Below are 19,232 nucleotides of genomic sequence, written 5' to 3'. Positions count from 1 at the left end.
GATAACCCAGCGCGCCCGCACGCAAGCCTTCGAACACGTACTCATCGTCGTCGAACGTGGTCAGGATGACGACGTTGCTTTGCGGGCACTCGCTTTGCAGCTGACGCGTGGCACCAACGCCATCGAGCTGGGGCATCTGCAGATCCATGAGCACTACGTCCGGCTTGAGACGAACGGCTTCACGCACCGCTTCGATCCCATCGCCCGCCTCGCCGACGACCTCGATGCCGCGCTGCACGGAAAGCAGCGTACGCAGCCCTTCCCGAAACAGAATCTGGTCATCCACGAGCAAGACGCGGATCGCTGGCTGGACGCTCGGCATCATGCGGGAATTACGACCTCCAGACGAGCACCATCCGGCTTCGTGGTACGCAGAGAAACGCGACCGTCGAGCAATGCAACCCGCTCCCGTAGCCCAAAGAGGCCGAAACCATCTTCAATTTTATCGAGGTCGAATCCCACCCCATTATCTTCGACGGATAAGATGAGTTCTTCTTCAGTATAATCGAGACATACCTTCACAAATGAGGCGCGTGCATGTTTGCGGACATTGGTCAGACCTTCCTGGACAGCCCGGTATAGCGCATGTTCGATTTGTGCGGGCAGTTCTCTCACTACGCCAGATACCTTCCATTCACAGCGAACCCCGGATTCCTGGCATTCCTCGACCAATCTCCCGATCGCCGTCGTGAGTGGCTGTCCCTCCATCGGGGAAGCGCGCAGCGCGGCGACCGAACGCCGTACTTCCGACAAACCATCCTTCGCCAGCGTTTGCGCTTTCTCCAGGGCTTGATACGCTGACTGCTGATCCGAATCGAGTACGGCACGCGCCGCCTCGAGTTGAACGTTGATCACCGTCAAGTAATGGCCCAGGCTGTCGTGGATCTCGCGTGCCAGGCGATTGCGTTCCTTTGAAGTAGCCAATTCCTCGGCTTGAACTGCGTATTCGCGTAATTGCTGATTCAACGCTTCCAGGCGATCCGCCAGGCGCTGCACTTCCTGGCGCGACGTATCTGCTTGGACCAGGACACGTGTGAATACAATTACGAATAACACACCCGACACCAACCCCAACAACGTGCCTGTGGCATCTTCATCATTCACGAGAATGCCGCTTGGGAGGACAAAAACCCCTATCGCCACAGCGACGATCATGGGTATCCAGCGTGTGGAATACACCATAGCGGCATGCGAAACCAATGGCAGCACCATGAGCCACAATGCCGAAAAAATAGGGCTGATCCAGATCGCCACGGATGCCAAGGAAATTTGAACGGCAAAATAGAGTAAAAACCATCTGCGGTCTTCACGGCGCTCGATCCACTCGAAACCCATGACGCCAATGACACAATAGAGTACCGCGGTGACGACCAACGCAATTGCTACCGGATCGGAAAATGGAATTTCCATCCTGCCGAAAGTAACGAAATACCCCAACAACACCGTAAATACAAAGGCGCCGTGCAACAAACGACCTTGTTGGAGAGCCTCAGAATAGGATGAAGATTTGAAAGTCTTCATGGCACCACCATCGCAAGCCGGATGTATTCTCGAGCAACGATATAACCGCTTCTATTGTAAACCGGATTGTATCTCGAACGGAAAGCACATTGAAAAAACGCGAAACTACACCCCCCTGCTTGAGGGTCTCTTTTCAGGATTGGAGTTATCAACCAGTGGCAGGTACTGCTTCCGGGGTTTTCAAAGGCAGGATGATTTCGAAAGTGGTGCCTTCACCCAATTCACTCTCGAGACTCATTTCTCCACCCATCAACTCGACCAAATTGCGCGTGATCGCCAAACCCAGCCCCGTCCCTTTTCGATCGGCGTCTTTACTGGCCGTCTCCAACTGCCGATACTCCTCGAAAATGGTTTCGAAGCGATCTTCGGGAATTCCAGGGCCGGTGTCACTTACGGCAATACGCCAGCGATCCGTATCGAGCGGGTCGATACGCACAGTGACTCGGCCACAATCGGTGAATTTAATGGCGTTGCCGATCAGATTCAACAAGATCTGCTTCACCCGTCCTTCGTCACCGATAATCCGCGCCGGCAAGCTTTCATCCATCTCTACGTCGAATTCGAGATCCTTTTGGTTGGCGGTCTCCTCCATCGTCGATTGTACGGACATGCCCAGATCATAGATGGAAAACGGCTCCTCTTCGATCTCCAGCTCACCCGCTTCGATCTTTGCCAAATCCAACAAGTCATTGATGATGTTGTGCAAATGCCGGGCGCTGCCAAGCACGTTTCCCAGCTTGCCCTTCAGTTTCGGCGTGATTTCACCGTACGTGCCGCGAATCGCCAATTCGGTGAAAACGATGATCGAGCTGAGCGGCGTACGCAGTTCGTGGCTGGTGCGCGCAGTGAACTGCGATTTCATCTCGCTCGCCAGGGCCAGCTTGTGGTTTGCTTCCAGCAGGTCGTAAGTGGCCTCGTCGAGCGATTTGCGCAAATCCTGCGTGGTCAGTTTGCTCAAAACGGCGACGAAAGCAAGCGCCAATCCATAGACGATGATAACCACAACCTCAGCGATTACATCCGTGATGGTCAAAACGGGAATCACACCGCTGATGACGACCAATCGAGCGAGGACGAACAGCAGCACGCAGAGTCCGGCTATAAAGTATCCCTGACGAGGTCCAATGACCATGCCAGCGACGATAATTGCCAGGGAATAGCTCACGCCGATGATGGGGGACAATCCGACGATGATGCTGCCGTTAATAGCGATGATGATCAAGATCGGCAGGATCAACGTGTACCCGGAAGCTATAACACGGCCCCTTTTTGCCAGGAAGCGTGCGCATAAACTGATTGGAAACATGCAGGCAACCAGACTGTACACCAGCACCGTCTGATTCGTTAGATTGTTGACCAGCATGATCGTCAGACCGGCCAAAAGGATCGGCACGATGATCAACAGTGCGTTACAGATTCCAATCATCAGGCGCTTGCTGCGTCCGAATTCCGCTTTCTTGAAAGGGGATTGATCGTTGAAAGGTTTGTCGCTGTCCATTGGCGTATCCCTTCACCCACTCGGCGTTTCTCGCGCTCGACCATCCTTGCGATTCAAAGCCCGCAGAACTCCCATAACCGGTACGAGATCGACTTCGATTCCCGATTCGGTCATCCAGCGCTTGTATTCCTCCTGCCAGAAAAATCCATAGCAGTTCGCGTTCGATCGAATGACGATGTCCATGTACGCATCCATAACCGGCTTGCAGGCTTGCATCCCGAACAGCAGTCCGCCGGGACAAAGAACGCGGGCAGTCTCGTGGATGGCCTTTCTTGGATCCGGAGTCCAATGCAGCACGAGCATCCAGAACGAAGCGTCGAACGAATTATCCTCGAAGGGCATGCGCGTGGCGCTGGCAACTTTGAAAATCGGCCGATTTTCCGCCGTCAGCGGCGCATGGTCGGGATCGATTTCTCGAAGATGGGTCTCGAACGATTCTCGAGCAAGTTCGATCAGGCTCGGTACGACATCGATCGCCGTGATTTTGATCTCACCGTTGAACCTGGCCCAAATCTCCGCCGTTTCAAGACCACTTCCACAACCGATCTCGAGGAATCTTTTCCCGCGCAGCCAATCGATGTCTTTCCGTTTTAAATAGGCAAAACACGCCCTGCGCATGGCGGAATACAGTTGTGTGGACAAGACCTCGTCGAACTTGAGCATGAAATTGTAATCATCCTGTTCGAAAGTCTTCGCCAAGCTGATCGGCTCCTGACGCATACGTCTCAGGATGTATTTTGTCAATCCTTCGGACATGAGCAGGAAACCATGCAGTCGGCGATCCGTACTCCCCACAAGCTGCTCGAGGTCGGGAACCGGATTTTCCGATACAGCACGGTAAAACTCTCCCTCTTTGACCAACACGTCTTCCTTATCCGCCACGAGAATCTCGATCATCGAACGCGTGTACTCGATGTCGATGAAGCCGAATTTGGCCAGAATCTGACCATAGGTCCGGGGTTCTTGCAGGTATCCGAAGAGACCCGCGTCGGCAAGGACTTTGAGGACGGAATATCGGAACAGTTGATCGCCCTGACGACCGGCGCGCAGCAAGGGTCCCGCGCCGGAGACGATATACCATAAGGCATGGATCAACCGCATGAAACGACCTTAATTGTGGGCTCCTACCCCCCAGAATTAAGATATGGTCGCATAAATTGAATGAACTTGTCAACCTCAATTGGTTTGGCAAAGTAATCATCACACCCAGCCTCCATGGCCCGCTCGCGATCACCCACCATGGCGTACGCCGTAATGGCCAAGATGGGAATGTTCAAGAAATCCGCATGACTTTTAATCGAGCGGGTTGCTTTCCAGCCATCGAGTTTTGGCAAACCCAAATCCATGAGGATCACGTCAGGTTTGAGGTCGAAAGCCATGTTCACCGCCTCGTGACCATCCCGGGCTACGCGCACGTCAGATCGTTCGAAAAACGCTTCGAAGATATCGAGTAATACATCGATGGTGTGTTCTTCGTCTTCGGCAAGAAGGACCCGTTTCGCCTTGCCGTTTTTCTTTCCGTTACCGTTGATTCCTATCCCGTCCATAACGCACCTGCCTTTCGCGTCAAAGCGGATGAATAATTCCCTCGAGAATGCCTCTCAAGCGAAAGAACACGGTCAATCCTCACTAATCTGTCACATCGATGAACTCGCACCCGATGCGAAGTTCAAATCATCCGGCCAACAGGACGAACTGAAACCGGTCTCCGTATCCCAACTCCCCAGTAGAGGCCAGGCTTCGTGAACGCCACCACAATATGGCGATTAGAGATTAACACCCTTCCCCCTTCAACGACCTTACAGTTGACTACCAAACATAAGTTGAGAATTCGATGCCATAAGGCGGTCAAACTCGAGCGAATGATCAAAGCGAATCGATTTTGAACGCCTTTCGACACACAGAAGCGACGACCGATGTCTGGCCCGTAAACTCGAAAGGCATGTGGTATGGACAGAATCGCAGATGCCAGCCTACGAGGGGAAAGCCCTCACCGGAGGCTGGGATCTGGATTTTCTCGTTTACGTATCGAACGATGCTTTGCTTTAGAAGATCAGCGCCAGCACGAAAACCGCCGGCAGGATGACAATCCCCACCACGATCCCCACTACGATCAACCCCACGATACCCCCCGCGAGGCTCACAACGAGTCCTACCGCCGCGACGATCAAGCTGACGATCAAGCCGATCACCCCCAGAATCAGGCCGACGATTATGTTAATCAACCACATAGCAATCCCTCACGCAATGAATTATCAACCTTCAATGATGTATACGCAGAAAATTCATTGGGGTTGCGGGAAGGAATGAAGCGCATCTGTGCTGGAATCAAAAAGCCCTCGCCGTCGCGAAGGCCTTTTTCGTGAGCTCAATCGGTTCACAAAGTTGTGACTTCAGCAGCCTGCAGGCCTTTGGGGCCTTGCTCGATGGAGAATTCCACCTGCTGGCCCTCTTCCAAGGTGCGGAAGCCATCGGCCTGAATGGCGGAATAGTGGACGAATACATCGTCACCTTCTTCACGCTCGATGAAGCCGTAGCCCTTGCTTCCATTGAACCACTTGACCGTACCAGTTACTCGTTCCGACATCGTACTCTTTGCCTCCTTAGGCATGTTTTCTAAGGTGCGTTTGCCGCTCCTGGTGGTCGGGTTCAATGAACCAAACCGACCTGAGCTACGTCTGCTCAGGTCTTCGTCTTACGACTTCCAGAGAGAACGTGCATGCAACCTTGCTCGATAAATCTTACCACAATTCTAAAGTTCTGCCCATATGTCTGACAACTGTCCGTCGATCGGCTTGAATCGAAAATCCTAATCTAGCGGAACATGCGTGATTGTTCGTCGAGCAACGAAAATTCCTCCTGCGTGAGCCGAAAGTGCATCGCCCCGGCGCTGTCGGCCGCCTGGCTCACCTTGCTTGCCCCGGGGATAGCGACCACCGTTTCGCCTTGAAAATGGATCAGCCAGTTCAAAGCCGCTTGCGCCGCAGTGACCTGGTGGGAGGCTGCGATCGTCTCCAGCGCCTCGACCAACGGGCGGCTGCGTTCGAGATCGCGCCGCAGCATCATCCTGCGTCCTCTTGGGCGCTGCGCCAGCAGAGACTCGTCCTTGTGGAATTTCCCGCTCAACAATCCTCGCGCCAGCGGCGAGTACGCCACGATCGTGACCCCCAGATCTTTGGCGGCTTGCAGCACACCGTTGGTTTCGATATTGCGATGCATCAGGCTGTACTGCACCTGGTTCACCGCAAGCGGCAGGCCGCGTTTGGCCAAAGCCGCGTGGGCGCGGCGCATCTGCTTCTCGTTGAAATTGCTTACCCCCACCGAGCGGATCAATCCGGCTTCCACCAGATCGGCCATGACATCCATCTCGGCTTCCCGCGAAGAAAAACTCCAGGGTTGATGCACCATGTAGAGATCGATGCTGTAGCCGTCGAGGAAATGAATGCGATCGTGAATCGTGCGTTTCATGTTCCTCGCCGTGCGTAAAAACGGCATCCACTTCGTCCCTACGATCACATCCCCATCTGCCTTGCCAGCCGCTTTCAATGCAGTCGCTAAGGCGCGTTCCGAATGCCCGCGGCCATAAAGTTCCGCCGTGTCGAACCAATTAATCCCGCCGTCCAACGCGGCCTGCACGATGGCGTTCATCGTTTCCTGGGAGAGATCGGGGAACACCATCCCGAACACACCGCCGCTGCCCGAAAACTGCATCACCCCCAATCCGATTGGTGTAACTCGCAGATCGGTCCGGCCGAGGGGTCTCTTGTTCACATCCATGCTCGCCTCCTGTGTTTTCTTCAACGGCAACGTCTATATATATCCTATCCGATCTCCGCATTCACTTCGCCATCTCGGATTTCATCTTTCCGTTACCCGAAAGCATAAACCACAGTACAATGTTCCACGACACACCGGGAAAAACAAGTCTGAAAACTGGAGAATTGTATACGATGACTTCGAAATACCCAGGCCACGCCGTATTATGGGACATGGACGGCGTGCTGGTCAATACGGGCGAACTGCACTACCAATCCTGGAAACTCGCATTGGATGAGGTTGGAGAATCCTTCTCACGGGAGCAGTTCACCGCGACATTCGGGATGAACAACGCGGGAATATTGGAAACCGTCTTCGGTGAAGACCTGACGCCCGACCTTTACGAGAAAATCAGCAATCGGAAGGAAACTTCGTTTCGCGAGATGGTCAAAGGGAACGCCGAACTCTTGCCGGGCGCCGACACTTTACTCGAAAAATTCAAGACACTGGGCATGAAGCAGGCCATCGCATCTTCTGCTCCGCAAGAGAACATCGATGTGTTGGTCGGAGAATTGAAAATTGGCGGGTATTTCGATGCCCTGGTATCCGGAACGGGCATGCCCGGTAAACCCGATCCGGCGGTCTTTCTCCTCGCGGCACGAAAACTGGACGTAGAACCGGACGACTGCATCGTGATCGAGGACGCCATCGCCGGCGTGGAAGGGGCACGCAGGGCGGGGATGAAATGCATCGCCGTGACGACCACCAACTCGGCCGAGGCATTGAGGGATGCAGATGTTGTTGTAGAAACACTGGTGATGGTCGACGATCAGATGCTCTCGTCTCTGCTGAAACCGAAATCCCCACGATTAGAGTAAAATCCGAGTGCTCCATCTTACGTAAAGCTAGATTTATTAATATCAGCAGAAATTGCTCGTAACTGCCATCTTCACTGGCAATAATATCCACACAATGCTACGTCAATGAATGTACGTATCTAAAAAAACGCGTGCGAATAAAAGGCAGATCTTGCTATCTACTGCTTTCTCGTGCGTCTTGAGTCATGAGCCACATCAAAGCAACAACATCTGCTCTCGTTGCTGGTGCTGTTGGGTCAACATCCGGACTCATTAGGCCATCCGCCACGGCTATATCAATCCAAACTTGACACCACAGAACCGATTCGCTTTCAGGGACGAAATCTGGTCCATACTTGGCACGCACCAATAACACCGCCATTTCAGCCCGATTTACTGTCGCATCAGGAATGAATTGGCGATCCTTTTTCCCACATACGTAACCTTGATATCCCAAGACCTGGATGGCATGTCCCCATGTGGATTCGTCAGGCACATCGTCGAAAACATGGGCTGCTTCTACTTTATAAGTTCCCGCGCAACCCGTAAGAAAACTTGAAAAGAGGAGAAGGCCTAAAAGCAAAGTTATAATCTTCCGGTCCACAAGACACCTCCTTGTGGCCTAAAGCAACCTTTGAATGTGCAGACCTAGATGCAGGTGAGGGCGCCATTCGTGTATATTAGCGTACCATATAATATTGGCATCGGACTTATCATTTAGATTACATGATGGAACCGCCTTCCTTCACCGCGACCAGTAAATCATCGATCGCTGAACCTTAACTTTCTGCGAAGGTCTGGAGTAACCTCCTGCGGATAGAATTTCAAGTCTGTAGTACCACGGCACCCTTGTCCACCGTCCGGAAAGCGAATACAATACGGCGGATTATTTGGTTATTTTTGAAATATTGGTATTTTCTATTGGTACGAATATGAAGCTGACCCGGCGTCAAACGGATTTTATCGATAAACTCCTCGAGCTCTATCGAGAATCGGCCAACCCCATTCACTATTCGGAGATTGCCAGCAAGCTGGGCGTAAGTGACATTACGGCCTACGATATGCTGCGTCTACTGGAAGAAAAAGGCCTCGCCACTTCGCATTACGAGCTGCCTGATAAAAAAGCCGGACCCGGCCGTTCAAAAATCACCTTCGCGCCAACGTCGCTCGCCCATCACCTCATGGGCGACCTGGCTGGTGACGCACAGGGCGCGGTAGGTTGGGAAGCGGTTAAAGAACGCGCCCTGGCGAAACTCAAAGAAAGCAGCTTCGAAGTTGAAGAACTCATCCAGGAGGTCTTGGCTCGCGTACCGCCGGAAGGTCGAGGTCCGCTGCATTACTGTGTTGAGATCATGACCATCATTTCGCTGCGGCTGCGCCGCAGTTCGGGACGCAGTTTGCTGCTCGAGTTCCTGCCGGACATTCTCCCTTCTGCAGACGAAGCCAGCAGAGCGAATCTCAACCTGTTGGGCGGCTTCGCATTGGGCATCCTGGTCTGCGAAAACAGCAACGATCCGGTCTGGAACCGGGAGTTGCTGGAACACGTCAAACGCTATCAGGCCAACGTCATCGAGATGAACGCAAAGGATCACAGAAAATTGGCTTTGCACCTGCTGCGGGTCTTCGATTCGCTCAAGGGTTTCGCATGAAGAGCTCGAAGGACGATTCATACTTCGGAAACGGCGCTGCAATCACAGCACCGCAGGATAAACGAAACTGGAATCATAAATTCTGCCGCCTTGGCATTGACGAAAAGGAGTAAGTTAACCGTGCTTGAATCACTGATCGACCGCATCACTCGCGCCTCACTGCGCTTCAAGTGGGTCGTGATCACCCTGTCCATCCTCGTTTTGATTGGAGGGGTACTGGCCGTCACACAGCTCAATCAAGAGCTGCTACCCAAGATCGAATTCCCGCAATCGATCGTGTTCACGATGAATCCCGGGGCCGACCCCGAGCAGATGGTAGATGATGTAACCATCCCCATAGAGCAAGCGGTGAAAGACATCGACGGCGTCGTCAACATCGAATCGACGACCACGAACGGCGTTTCCGTCGTCATCATCTACAACGAGTTTGGCATCGATATCGAGACCACACGCCAGGATATCATGCAGCGCGTGGAGGCCTTGAATTTCCCAGAAGGCACGCAGCCCCCGGAACTGCTGACTTTCAGCATGTCCGATCTGCCGCTGGCGGCAATGAGCGTTTCTTCCGAGACGCTTTCCCTCACCGAACTGAAAGCGTTCATCGAAGCCGAAATTGTCCCCGACCTTGACAAAATCGACGGTGTGGCCGACGTCCAGGTCAGCGGCGGCCAGGAGCTGCCCTCCCCGGAAGAAATGGCCGCAGAATCCGCCGCCCCGAGCGAGGCCGATACGGACAATGAACTGCCGGAGATCTGGCAAACCGCCGGGCAGATGCAGGGCATTCCCTTGAACGTCCCCTCCGATGTCACACCGCAGATCATCCAGGGCGTCGTCGGCATGGCCCCGCAGCTGCTGGATGCGTTGACTCCGGATAATCTACGCGCCTTCTCTCCCGAAGTACTCGCCTGGCTGCCCGCCAGCTACATCGAAACGCTCGATCCCGCCCTGCGGGAAGAACTCGACCAGCTGGCACAGCCTGCCGGCGGCCTGGGCGCTCTAGCCGGCGGCGTGGGAGAACTCGCCGCTGCGGAGCCGCCTCCACTCTCCGGCTTGTGGGTCGAATCGGCAGGAGAATCCAGCGCAGCCGGCATGCCGACCTTCGAAACAGCCGCAGATCTCATGGAAAGCGGATTCGCCAACAGCGCCAGTGATCTGCTGAACATGCTGCTGCAGAGCGGTCTTCCGCAGGCACCGCAGCTCATCGCCGACCTGACGCCGGATGTCGTTCTCTGGCTGGCCGAAAACGAAGACGGCTTTCTCGAAAATCTCAGCCCCGACGTTCTGCTGCTGCTTTCCCCCGAGGTGGTCGCCGCGCTCCCGGGCGATTTCCTGGCCGGTCTGGACCCCGACCTGCGGGCGGAGATGACCTCCGCTGCAGGGGGAAGCGCACAGACTTTCCTTCCCACGGAAACCATCAACCGCCTCGATGGCGTCCCCAGCCTGACCCTGCTGATCTACAAGGACAGCGAAGCGAACACGGTCTCCGTGTCGCATGCTGTTTTCGATGCGCTGGATGCTCTCGAAGCTGAAAACGAAGGCCTGCGTTTCGAAGTCGCGTTCGAGCAGGCATCCTTTATCGAAGAATCCATCAGCGGCGTCGCCCGGGAGGGCGGCCTGGGGGCGATCTTCGCCGTGCTCGTGATCCTCATCTTCCTCAGCGGCTTCGTGCGCGGCAAGTACCGGCTTTCCTGGCAGAGCACCCTGGTCACGGCCGTCAGCATCCCGCTCTCCGTGTTCATGGCGTTCGTCCTGTTCAGATGGCTGCCGCCCGTCACCAACTTGGTGATCGAACCGCTCGTAGAAGCCACGAAGGACATCGCCGTGCTGGGCGCGATCGTCACAGTGCTCGCGCGCCTTTTCCCCACCAGCATGACGCTCAACATCATGACCCTTTCGGGCATGACGGTAGCCATCGGGCGCGTGGTGGACGACTCGATCGTCGTGCTGGAGAACATCTACCGCCACATCCAACGCGGCGATGACATGAAGATATCGGTGTTGAAAGGCACGCGCGACGTGGCGATCGCCATCCTCGCCTCGACTGCGACGACCGTTGTCGTCTTCCTGCCCATCGGATTGCTGGGCGGCATCGTGGGCGAATTCTTCCTGCCCTTCGGCATCAGCGTCACCTACGCTCTGCTTTCCAGCTTCCTGGTGGCCGTAACCATCGTCCCCACTCTGGCGTTCCTGTTCATCCGCAAGGAGCAGCTGCCGGAAGGACGTGAGACCAAACTGCAGACCTGGTACACACCCATCCTGCGCTGGGCGTTGAGTCACCGTGCCATCACGTTGATCACCGCTCTGGTGCTCTTTCTCGGCAGCATGGCCCTCCTGGTCCAGCGGCCGCGCGCCTTCCTGCCCGAAATGGGCGAACCGCAGATCACGATCCAGGTCGACCTGCCCAACGGTATCACCATGGCCGAGACCGATGCCAGCGTAGCCGAGTTCGAATCAGAACTCAGCGGAGTCGAAGGCCTCGGGGTCATCATGAGTCAGGTGGGTGCGAGCGGCGGTCTGGAATCCCATCTCTTCGGGACGGGCATCGATCAGGGTGCCGCCAACATCGACGTCGGAATCGAGGACAGTGAGGACGTCGATGCCCTGACCGCTGAAGTGCGGAAACTCGCCGAAGATCACTTCGGTCCCGATAACGTCATCGTGACCAGCGGCACGCTGACCAGCAGCGCCTTCGGCGGATTCTCCCTGGTCATTTCCGGCGATCAAGCCGACCTGGCGGCCTTCAATGACCAAGCCATCGCCGTCCTGGACACGATCGATGGGCTGGCGAACGTCAGCAGCAACCTGGCCAATCAAGACCTGATCCTGCGCGTCGACGGTGAACCGGCGGTCAGTTTCGCCGGAGAACTCGAGACGGAGGATTCGATGGGCGTGACGGCTGCCGCCAAGGCCGCCCTGGAAGAAGTGGCGCCGGCGGGCATCACGGTGAGTGAAGGCTTCCAGACCGAAATGCAAACCGAGGGCTTCGCACAATCCGTAGGCGGTGTGATGATCTCCATCGTGGCTGTGTACCTGCTCATGGTGATCACCTTCCGCTCCTTCGTGCATCCGTTTACGATCCTCTTCAGCCTGCCTCTGGCCATCATCGGCGCGGCCCTGGCGCTGTGGATCACCGACCGCGTACTGGGGATCTCCGTGCTGGTAGGCTTGATGATGCTGGTGGGCATCGTAGTGACAAACGCCATCGTGCTCATCGACCGCGTGCAAACCAACCGCAAAGAACGCGGCATGAACACACAAGAGGCGCTGGTCGAAGCCGGCCGCACCCGGCTGCGGCCCATCTTGATGACCGCCATCGCCGCCATGCTGGCTCTGGTGCCGCTGGCGCTCGGTCTCACGGAGGGAGCTTTGATCGCGGCCGAACTGGCCACCGTGGTGATCGGTGGGCTGTTCACCTCCACGATGCTCACGCTGCTCGTCGTGCCGGTGATGTACAGTCTGCTGGATCCGCTTTCGCGAAACCATAAAAAAACGGAGGTGGCCGAAGCGGCAAAGTAAGTATTGCACAGCCGTCGCAAACTCCCGGGCTGAGGCTCGGGAGTTTCTATTTCTAGGATAAGGGTAGAGAACGTTACTGGCTATCGCTTGGTCCCAAGCAGACTGGAGCAGATCGTTGCTGCGTAATCTGTGATGTTCGAACTACTTGACAAAGCTTGACGAGTTGATACGATAACGCTATCTGGGGCATTCCCCATCCAGATTAAAGCTCGAGAAGAATTTCTTTGTTGAACTTCAACGAAGCAGGGCATTTCATGCTTATCCTGGGTTTCGGTTACAGAACGTTTGCACAATCCACGCCGGTATTCTTGGCTGTATGATATGCAGTATCGATAAGCCCTTCATGATGGTTATTGTGAAAGGGCCTTTTATGTCCATCAACTTTTGTATGACGATTTGATACGAACGCACATCACCGAAACATAAAAGAATGGGGGGAATGATGCCCACATTGCGCATGTATGCCCTAGGACGATTGCGAGTATTTTGGGATCAGATTCCGCTCGACTTTCCCACAAAGAGAACGCAAGACTTGCTCTGTTTTCTGCTGCTCCACCTGGGTCAAACACTTGACCGCGATTTGGTGGCAGAACAACTCTGGCCGATGCGCGCCCCAGGCAAAGCAAGACGCTGCCTGTCTACGGCTTTGTGGCGGCTGCGCCAGGTTCTTGAACCTCTAGCCGGAAATGGATTCTTGCTTAGCGATCACGCTACACTGATGTTAAACCCGAATACGAACCACTGGTTCGACGTCGCTGTCTTCCAAGAACGAGCACTCACTGGTCTAGCGGAACCCGTTCCCGGCACACAATCCAATCCGCAGTCGCTGGAGGAGGCACTCGAGTTGTATAAGGGCGACCTTCTCGAGGGGTCCCATGAAGATTGGTGCCTCGTAGAGCGAGAACGTCTGCGGCTCCTGCACCTTAGAGTACTCAAACGATTGCTGCGACTTGCCCGCTTGTCTGCTGCGTTCGACGCGGCTGTCTCTTATGGGCATATATTGCTGGCTTTGGATCCGTTGCAGGAAGACGTTCATCGAGAGCTGATGCGATGCTATACAGCCTCGGGACAGCGCCCACTGGCTCTGGAACAGTACCTTTGTTGTCAGAACACGCTGCGCCGAGAACTCGCCATCGATCCAATGCCTGAAACTCAACAGCTATACCAACGCATTCGAAACGGCCGGGGAACACATCCGCTCCCAGCATTTGGCGAAGATCGTCCCACATCTCTGGTAACGGCATTGAGTCAATTCAGGCAGGCTCTCGACGCCTTGGAATCGACTTGGCACGCTTTGCAGGCCGCTACATCGGAATTCCGGGAGACGAAAGACCCCACTTCCGCAAAGCACACCTGATTCACTCATCGATTAATCAGGACAACCACATCCCCATTACTTTCTATGTTGATCCTCCCCTTCAACGTGAGCCGCGGACCCTGGGGTTGAGGTAACCGGTTTCACGAACCGTGTATCTCGACTCTTTCTTGTGACACTCCCGTGACGCGCTTGTGACATCGCCGTGACCGCAGGCTGGCATAACGGAGACGTTATTCGATTCGAGGCATTGAATGTCGTCATGCGTAAACGCGCCTGGTAGAGATCAGCATGAGTGAGCCAGATCCGGCGCACCGATCAACCGACGCGATCCCCCCGGAAGTGTTGGGGGAAGAGGACGCGGAGATGGAAGCTTTCTCATTCGTCGTTCGCGTCTATCGTCCGACCGAGTCTGATGGAACTGAATTCCGTGGCTGGGTCGAGCATGTCCAAAGCGAACAACGGACTCATTTCGTGGGATTGGATCGAGTGTTGGCGATCATCTCCGAACACATCGGCGTCCACTCCGTAAGACGCGATTCGAGAACTGATCGTCTATCGTTCCGGCTGTCCGGCTGTCGCGCCTTAAGAAATGGTTCGGCCGGCAATGGAAAGCACTCCAGGAGATATCTTCGTGGAAAAGAACGCGGAATTCGTGACCGACGAATCGATAGACGACGTTGGCGGCTGGTATCTACAGGATCTGCTGTCCGCGCTGGTGCTGCTCGATCGCCTGCTCGGACGAGCGATCGAAAAAGCCCAGCGTGTACACGGTTCAGAGGCAGCGGGTGAACCCTTTCGAGGTCTCTACATCAGCCCCGAAGAGGCCACGCGCCTGCTGGCTCACGAACCGGGGGCACCGCTGCTCTACGCAGGAGTCTCGGGCGAACCAAAACCCGGCGACGAATCCTTTGACTCGACGGACGAATCGCGTCTGGCGTGGCTGGCGCAGGCGTTCGGACTTTCTGCGTTCGATCTCGACCTGATCCTGATCGCCTTGGCCCCGGAACTCGATCGGCGCTACGAACGGCTGTTCGCCTTTCTGCAGGACGACGTCCGGCTTCGCCGTCCTACCGTCGACCTGGCCCTGAATCTGCTCTGCAGCGATGCGGTGGACAAACTCGAACGACGCATGCACTTCGACGCCGATGCCCCGCTCATTCACCAGGGCTTGATCCATTTGATCCCCGATGCCGTACCGGTCCAGTCCTCGCTGCTATCTCAGACGATCAAGCTGGACGAACAAATCCTGCGTTACCTGCTGCATCAAGACGCGCTGGACGCGCGGCTGACTGCGTACTGCGAAGTTACCTTCCCCTCTGCCGCCTTGAACGAACTGCCGATCGCGGACACGATGAAGGAAAATCTGCCGATGCTCATCGAACGAGCCTGGGAAACAGATCAGCCATTGACGCTCTACTTCCGCGGGCAGGATGGCGCAGGAAAACGGCAGGCCGCCGCGGCGCTCGCAGCAGAAATCGGCAGCGCGCTGCTGGTAGTCGACCTGCCCCGGGCATACTCAACCTCCATCCCATTTGAACAAGCTTTGAAGCTCGCGCTGCGCTACGCCTGGCTCTACGATCTCATCCCCTACCTGGAGGGTGTCGATTTGTTCAGCTCTGATGAAGACACCCACCCATCCGAGCGTCTGACCGAGGCGCTCGCATCCCAAACGGGCATCACTATTCTCGCAGGCAAACAGCCGTGGCGTGCGATCGGCTCGTGTCCCCTCGGCGTCGTGAGCATTTCATTCAATGCGCTCACGTTCGCTCAACAGCGGGCGTGCTGGCAGAGCAACCTGGCCGAGTATGGCCTCGACCTCGATGAAGCCGATCTGAGCCTGCTGGCCTCGCTCTACCGCTTGCTGCCCGGCCAGATCGCCGAGGTGGTCGCCGTAGCAGTCGGTTCAACGGCTTCTCCGCCCACACTCGACGAGCTGCTCGCAGCGGCCCGGGCGCAGTGCGGCCACGACCTGGCACGGCTGACGCGCAGAATCGATCCGGTGTACACATGGGACGACATCGTGCTGCCCGAAGACACCATCGCCCAACTGCGTGAAATCTGCCAGCGCGTCAACCGGCGCCACCTCGTGCTCGACGAGTGGGGATTCGAGGCCAGACTCTCCCTGGGTAAGGGAGTCACGGCGCTCTTCGCCGGACCTTCGGGCACCGGAAAAACCATGGCGGCCGAGATCGTCGCCGGCGAACTGGGACTCGACCTCTACAAGATCGATCTGGCGGGCGTAGTGAGTAAATACATCGGTGAAACGGAGCGGAATCTCGAGCGTATTTTCCGCGCCGCCCAGGACGGCGCCAACGCCGTACTCTTCTTCGACGAAGCCGATGCGCTTTTCGGCAAGCGCTCCGAGGTGCGTGACTCTCACGATCGCTACGCCAACATCGAGATCAGTTATTTGCTGCAGAAGATGGAGGAATACGAAGGATTGGCCATCCTGGCCACCAACCTGATCCAGAACATGGATGCCGCCTTCATGCGCCGCCTGGCCTTCAGCGTACATTTCCCGTTCCCGGACGCCGAAAGCCGCCAGCGGATATGGAAGCGCATCTGGCCGTCCGAGACGCCGCTGGCGCAGGACGTCGATGCGGCTTCCCTGGCGCAGCGTTTCGAGTTCAGCGGCGGCAACATCAAGAACGTGGCCCTGGCGGCGGCTTTCCTGGCCGCCGAGGACGGTAAAGTCGTGACCCTGGATCACGTCTTCCACGCCACGCGCCGGGAATACCAGAAGATGGGACAGTCGATGCCGGCGGTGGAAGACGGCGTTGAGGAAGCGATCTAATGGGGCAGTCTGCCAAGAAAGCTTCGAAGGAAAAGATGGGCGAAGGAAATTCGCCAAACGCACACGAGACACGAGTGCGACTTTCATCTCGAAATAGCATTCTGAAACAGCAGGCGGGAGTAACCAATCAAATCCTAAAACCAGATGGTGTGCCACCCATTGTCCAAGATGTGTTGCGATCGACAGGAAGACCGCTGGATCTTATAACACGCGCCTTCATGGAATCTCGTTTCAACCAGGATTTCAGCCAAGTGAGAATTCATGACAATCGCCAAGCAAGTGATTCGGCAAGCACCCTTAATGCGCTGGCATACACAGCAGGGCATCACATCGTTTTCCGGACTGGACACTACAAGCCGAATTCCTCTACAGGCAAAAGACTGTTATCTCATGAACTGGCACATGTCGCACAACATACCCGCCATACGTCAAGAAATCCGCAGAGAATTGCTGACCGCGGCAGTGCCAGTGAGCGCAACGCCGAATCTGCAACCGCTTCCATCAGCTCCGGCGGCAGCGCACAAGTTGCACCAGTCGGAACCGCACAGGTAGCGCTTTTCCGCGACACACGTCTTGATAAGTATCTTCTTTCCCTTCCTCAAATTGCAAAAAGGGCGCCGCAAGGAACAAGCCCGCATGAACTCGTTCGCAGAATCATCCTTCATGTCAGAGGCGTGAATTTGCGGGACCCCGACAACCTGAGACCGGTATCTACTCTTGTGGCGCAGCACTTTCCCATTGATGTGTTTTCTTTGTTCTTGCAAAGAGTCGAGGCGGATGTCTCCGCAGCCAGGATGTCCCACAATGAGGCGCGTTATCAAAACACGATATTGAAATTACGTCAACTCAGTCGTAATCGTCTAGGAGGACCAGGTGGCCCGTTTCCACTAGCAGGGATGGTGGTGCATGGAACATCCCGTGCGGCCAGAATGTTATCAGCCAATGTTATTGAATTTGCCAGGGGTATCGCTCAAGGGATGCGGGAGGCGAAAGGCAGCGATAAGCTTCCAGAAAAATTCTTACAAAAGTATATGCAGTCATACACCATTGGTGTTGTCGGACCATCAGTATTCGCAACCGGTGCTCTTGTAGGGATTGGAAAAAACTTCTGGAAGACTTTAAAGGGGATCTGGGAACTGATTACCAATTTCTCCGGGATGATGAAAGAGTTTAAAAAGCTATTTAAAACACTTATCGAAACGACTGGCGTTACCCGAATATTGGGACGAAAAATCGGCCTCGAGTGGCATGCAAAGCTTTGGAAGCTGGCTGATAATAGCGTTTTCAAGATCACTTACGAACTTGGAAAACTGATTGGCCCTACTATCGTATATGCGGTCTTATGGATTATTGGAATGTTTACAGGGATTGGAGCCGTTATATCGCGGCTGGGGAGAAAAGCAAGCCATGTGAAGCGTGTCACCAAGAAGAGAATGCATCGACCAGACTGGTCTTCAAGAAAGCATTATGCTGAAAGAAGTGTGAAAAGACTCAGAAAGCCCATTTCGAGAAAGCCACCCGCCCCGAGGCCCACAGAATCGCTAGGCAGAGAAGGCATGGGACGCGCTGCAGAAACCGCTCCAAAACTCAGTAGAAAGCTCGTCCGCAGAAAGAGACACAAGCCTTTGCCCTGGAGACCACAAAAACCAAGGCGGCATCGAAGAATTGAACAACGTTTTATCTCAATTAGAAAACGAAAGCGGACGCCGGGTGTCAGGGTACAGCCATACGCCCAAGCTAGACCCGATAGATATTACTATGACCCCAGGCCCGGGAAACCAGGCGGTGGATATTACGTTCGTAAGTCGCGTTTTAGAAAATCAAGGAGCCCACGAAAACGCACAGTAAACCGTCCGTTACTCCCACGTGGCAATGCTCCTACTCTTAGCACAGCAAGGTTCCGGAACTTCCAAGAACCATTGCGTGGTCATGCTGCTGTACGTCAACAACAGATTTTAAACTTGGCCAAAAATGACCCAAAACTAGCGGGAAGACAGTTCCAACAACTAGTGGCGGAAGACTTAAAAGCAGTAGATGTCCAAGAAATGTTTCCGCGCCCCGGCAGAAGGCCAGATATCGGAGTCGGGCATGAAGTAACTCTTGAAGGAGCTAGCGGACCATTCAGCACAACCAAACTCGACCAATTTTGGCTTGACCTTAGGGACAGGGGACAAGTTTTATTGACTGTACCTAAGCTGTCAAAAGCTGCAGAATCACAACTTCTGCGGTTAGGGGCACAAGCAGAACGGTTATTCCAAAAGATGGTGATAATCATTATTCGAAGGACCCTTTAGTGATTTTACCGATAATCCTCGAGGCAATT

At 55.0% G+C, this 19,232-nt stretch carries 15 protein-coding genes; 6 read left to right on the top strand and 9 right to left on the bottom strand.

Going from position 1 to position 19,232, the window contains the following annotated elements; all coding sequences use genetic code 11:
* The 8 genes from P8Z34_11615 to P8Z34_11580 all read right to left on the bottom strand — a co-directional run.
* The coding region (locus P8Z34_11615) for a response regulator transcription factor (protein ID MEJ2551321.1) at positions 1–325 on the bottom strand (325 nt) is incomplete at its 3' end.
* Positions 322–1,521: a sensor histidine kinase gene (locus tag P8Z34_11610; protein MEJ2551320.1), complete on the bottom strand. Its 1,200-nt coding sequence runs from the start codon at positions 1,519–1,521 to the stop codon at positions 322–324. The genes P8Z34_11610 and P8Z34_11615, both read right to left, overlap by 4 nt.
* A 148-nt stretch (positions 1,522–1,669) precedes the next feature.
* Positions 1,670–3,019 (bottom strand): ATP-binding protein, encoded by a 1,350-nt coding sequence (locus tag P8Z34_11605; GenBank protein MEJ2551319.1) that lies wholly within the window; start codon positions 3,017–3,019, stop codon positions 1,670–1,672.
* A gap of 12 nt (positions 3,020–3,031) precedes the next feature.
* On the bottom strand, positions 3,032–4,120 hold the full coding sequence (locus tag P8Z34_11600) for a class I SAM-dependent methyltransferase (GenBank protein ID MEJ2551318.1): 1,089 nt from the start codon (positions 4,118–4,120) through the stop codon (positions 3,032–3,034).
* Between the two features lie 23 nt (positions 4,121–4,143).
* The gene (locus tag P8Z34_11595; GenBank protein ID MEJ2551317.1) at positions 4,144–4,566 is read right to left on the bottom strand and encodes a response regulator; all 423 of its coding nucleotides are present in this window, start codon (positions 4,564–4,566) and stop codon (positions 4,144–4,146) included.
* Positions 4,567–5,064: 498 nt separating this feature from the next.
* The gene (locus P8Z34_11590; protein ID MEJ2551316.1) at positions 5,065–5,250 is read right to left on the bottom strand and encodes a hypothetical protein; all 186 of its coding nucleotides are present in this window, start codon (positions 5,248–5,250) and stop codon (positions 5,065–5,067) included.
* Positions 5,251–5,396: 146 nt separating this feature from the next.
* The gene (locus tag P8Z34_11585) at positions 5,397–5,606 is read right to left on the bottom strand and encodes a cold-shock protein (GenBank protein ID MEJ2551315.1); all 210 of its coding nucleotides are present in this window, start codon (positions 5,604–5,606) and stop codon (positions 5,397–5,399) included.
* Positions 5,607–5,833: 227 nt separating this feature from the next.
* Positions 5,834–6,796 carry an aldo/keto reductase gene (locus tag P8Z34_11580; GenBank protein ID MEJ2551314.1) on the bottom strand — a complete coding sequence of 321 codons (963 nt, stop codon included), beginning with the start codon at positions 6,794–6,796 and terminating at the stop codon, positions 5,834–5,836.
* Positions 6,797–6,969: 173 nt separating this feature from the next.
* Between P8Z34_11580 and P8Z34_11575 the strand changes: the two genes are divergently transcribed.
* On the top strand, positions 6,970–7,653 hold the full coding sequence (locus P8Z34_11575; GenBank protein ID MEJ2551313.1) for an HAD family phosphatase: 684 nt from the start codon (positions 6,970–6,972) through the stop codon (positions 7,651–7,653).
* 154 nt (positions 7,654–7,807) lie between these two features.
* Here P8Z34_11575 and P8Z34_11570 read toward each other — a convergent pair whose 3' ends face one another.
* Positions 7,808–8,236, bottom strand: coding sequence for an S-layer homology domain-containing protein (locus P8Z34_11570; protein MEJ2551312.1), 429 nt, complete (start codon positions 8,234–8,236; stop codon positions 7,808–7,810).
* 328 nt (positions 8,237–8,564) lie between these two features.
* Between P8Z34_11570 and P8Z34_11565 the strand changes: the two genes are divergently transcribed.
* From P8Z34_11565 to P8Z34_11545, 5 genes are all read left to right on the top strand, one after another.
* Positions 8,565–9,281, top strand: coding sequence for a hypothetical protein (locus P8Z34_11565; protein ID MEJ2551311.1), 717 nt, complete (start codon positions 8,565–8,567; stop codon positions 9,279–9,281).
* 120 nt (positions 9,282–9,401) lie between these two features.
* Entirely contained in the window at positions 9,402–12,797 is a 3,396-nt protein-coding gene (locus P8Z34_11560; GenBank protein MEJ2551310.1) for an efflux RND transporter permease subunit, read from the top strand.
* Between the two features lie 439 nt (positions 12,798–13,236).
* On the top strand, positions 13,237–14,154 hold the full coding sequence (locus tag P8Z34_11555; GenBank protein ID MEJ2551309.1) for a bacterial transcriptional activator domain-containing protein: 918 nt from the start codon (positions 13,237–13,239) through the stop codon (positions 14,152–14,154).
* Positions 14,155–14,746: 592 nt separating this feature from the next.
* Positions 14,747–16,909 (top strand): ATP-binding protein, encoded by a 2,163-nt coding sequence (locus P8Z34_11550; GenBank protein MEJ2551308.1) that lies wholly within the window; start codon positions 14,747–14,749, stop codon positions 16,907–16,909.
* Positions 16,909–19,203 carry a DUF4157 domain-containing protein gene (locus P8Z34_11545; GenBank protein MEJ2551307.1) on the top strand — a complete coding sequence of 765 codons (2,295 nt, stop codon included), beginning with the start codon at positions 16,909–16,911 and terminating at the stop codon, positions 19,201–19,203. Before P8Z34_11550 ends, P8Z34_11545 begins: the two co-directional genes overlap by 1 nt.
* The last annotated feature ends 29 nt before the right edge of the window (positions 19,204–19,232 follow it).

This window comes from Anaerolineales bacterium, assembly GCA_037382465.1.
Taxonomy (GTDB): Bacteria; Chloroflexota; Anaerolineae; order Anaerolineales; family E44-bin32; genus WVZH01.
Note: the sequence above shows the minus strand (reverse complement) of the source record. Positions and strands in the feature narration are given on the sequence as shown.

What these genes read in the sequence shown, in the direction of transcription:
- P8Z34_11605 (MEJ2551319.1), bottom strand. Translation starts at nt 3,019, where the DNA reads ATGGACAGCGACAAACCTTTCAACGATCAATCCCCTTTCAAGAAAGCG.
- P8Z34_11590 (MEJ2551316.1), bottom strand. Translation starts at nt 5,250, where the DNA reads ATGTGGTTGATTAACATAATCGTCGGCCTGATTCTGGGGGTGATCGGC.
- P8Z34_11610 (MEJ2551320.1), bottom strand. Translation starts at nt 1,521, where the DNA reads ATGAAGACTTTCAAATCTTCATCCTATTCTGAGGCTCTCCAACAAGGT.
- P8Z34_11595 (MEJ2551317.1), bottom strand. Translation starts at nt 4,566, where the DNA reads ATGGACGGGATAGGAATCAACGGTAACGGAAAGAAAAACGGCAAGGCG.
- P8Z34_11600 (MEJ2551318.1), bottom strand. Translation starts at nt 4,120, where the DNA reads ATGCGGTTGATCCATGCCTTATGGTATATCGTCTCCGGCGCGGGACCC.
- P8Z34_11585 (MEJ2551315.1), bottom strand. Translation starts at nt 5,606, where the DNA reads ATGTCGGAACGAGTAACTGGTACGGTCAAGTGGTTCAATGGAAGCAAG.
- P8Z34_11580 (MEJ2551314.1), bottom strand. Translation starts at nt 6,796, where the DNA reads ATGGATGTGAACAAGAGACCCCTCGGCCGGACCGATCTGCGAGTTACA.
- P8Z34_11545 (MEJ2551307.1), top strand. Translation starts at nt 16,909, where the DNA reads ATGGGGCAGTCTGCCAAGAAAGCTTCGAAGGAAAAGATGGGCGAAGGA.
- P8Z34_11575 (MEJ2551313.1), top strand. Translation starts at nt 6,970, where the DNA reads ATGACTTCGAAATACCCAGGCCACGCCGTATTATGGGACATGGACGGC.
- P8Z34_11555 (MEJ2551309.1), top strand. Translation starts at nt 13,237, where the DNA reads ATGATGCCCACATTGCGCATGTATGCCCTAGGACGATTGCGAGTATTT.
- P8Z34_11565 (MEJ2551311.1), top strand. Translation starts at nt 8,565, where the DNA reads ATGAAGCTGACCCGGCGTCAAACGGATTTTATCGATAAACTCCTCGAG.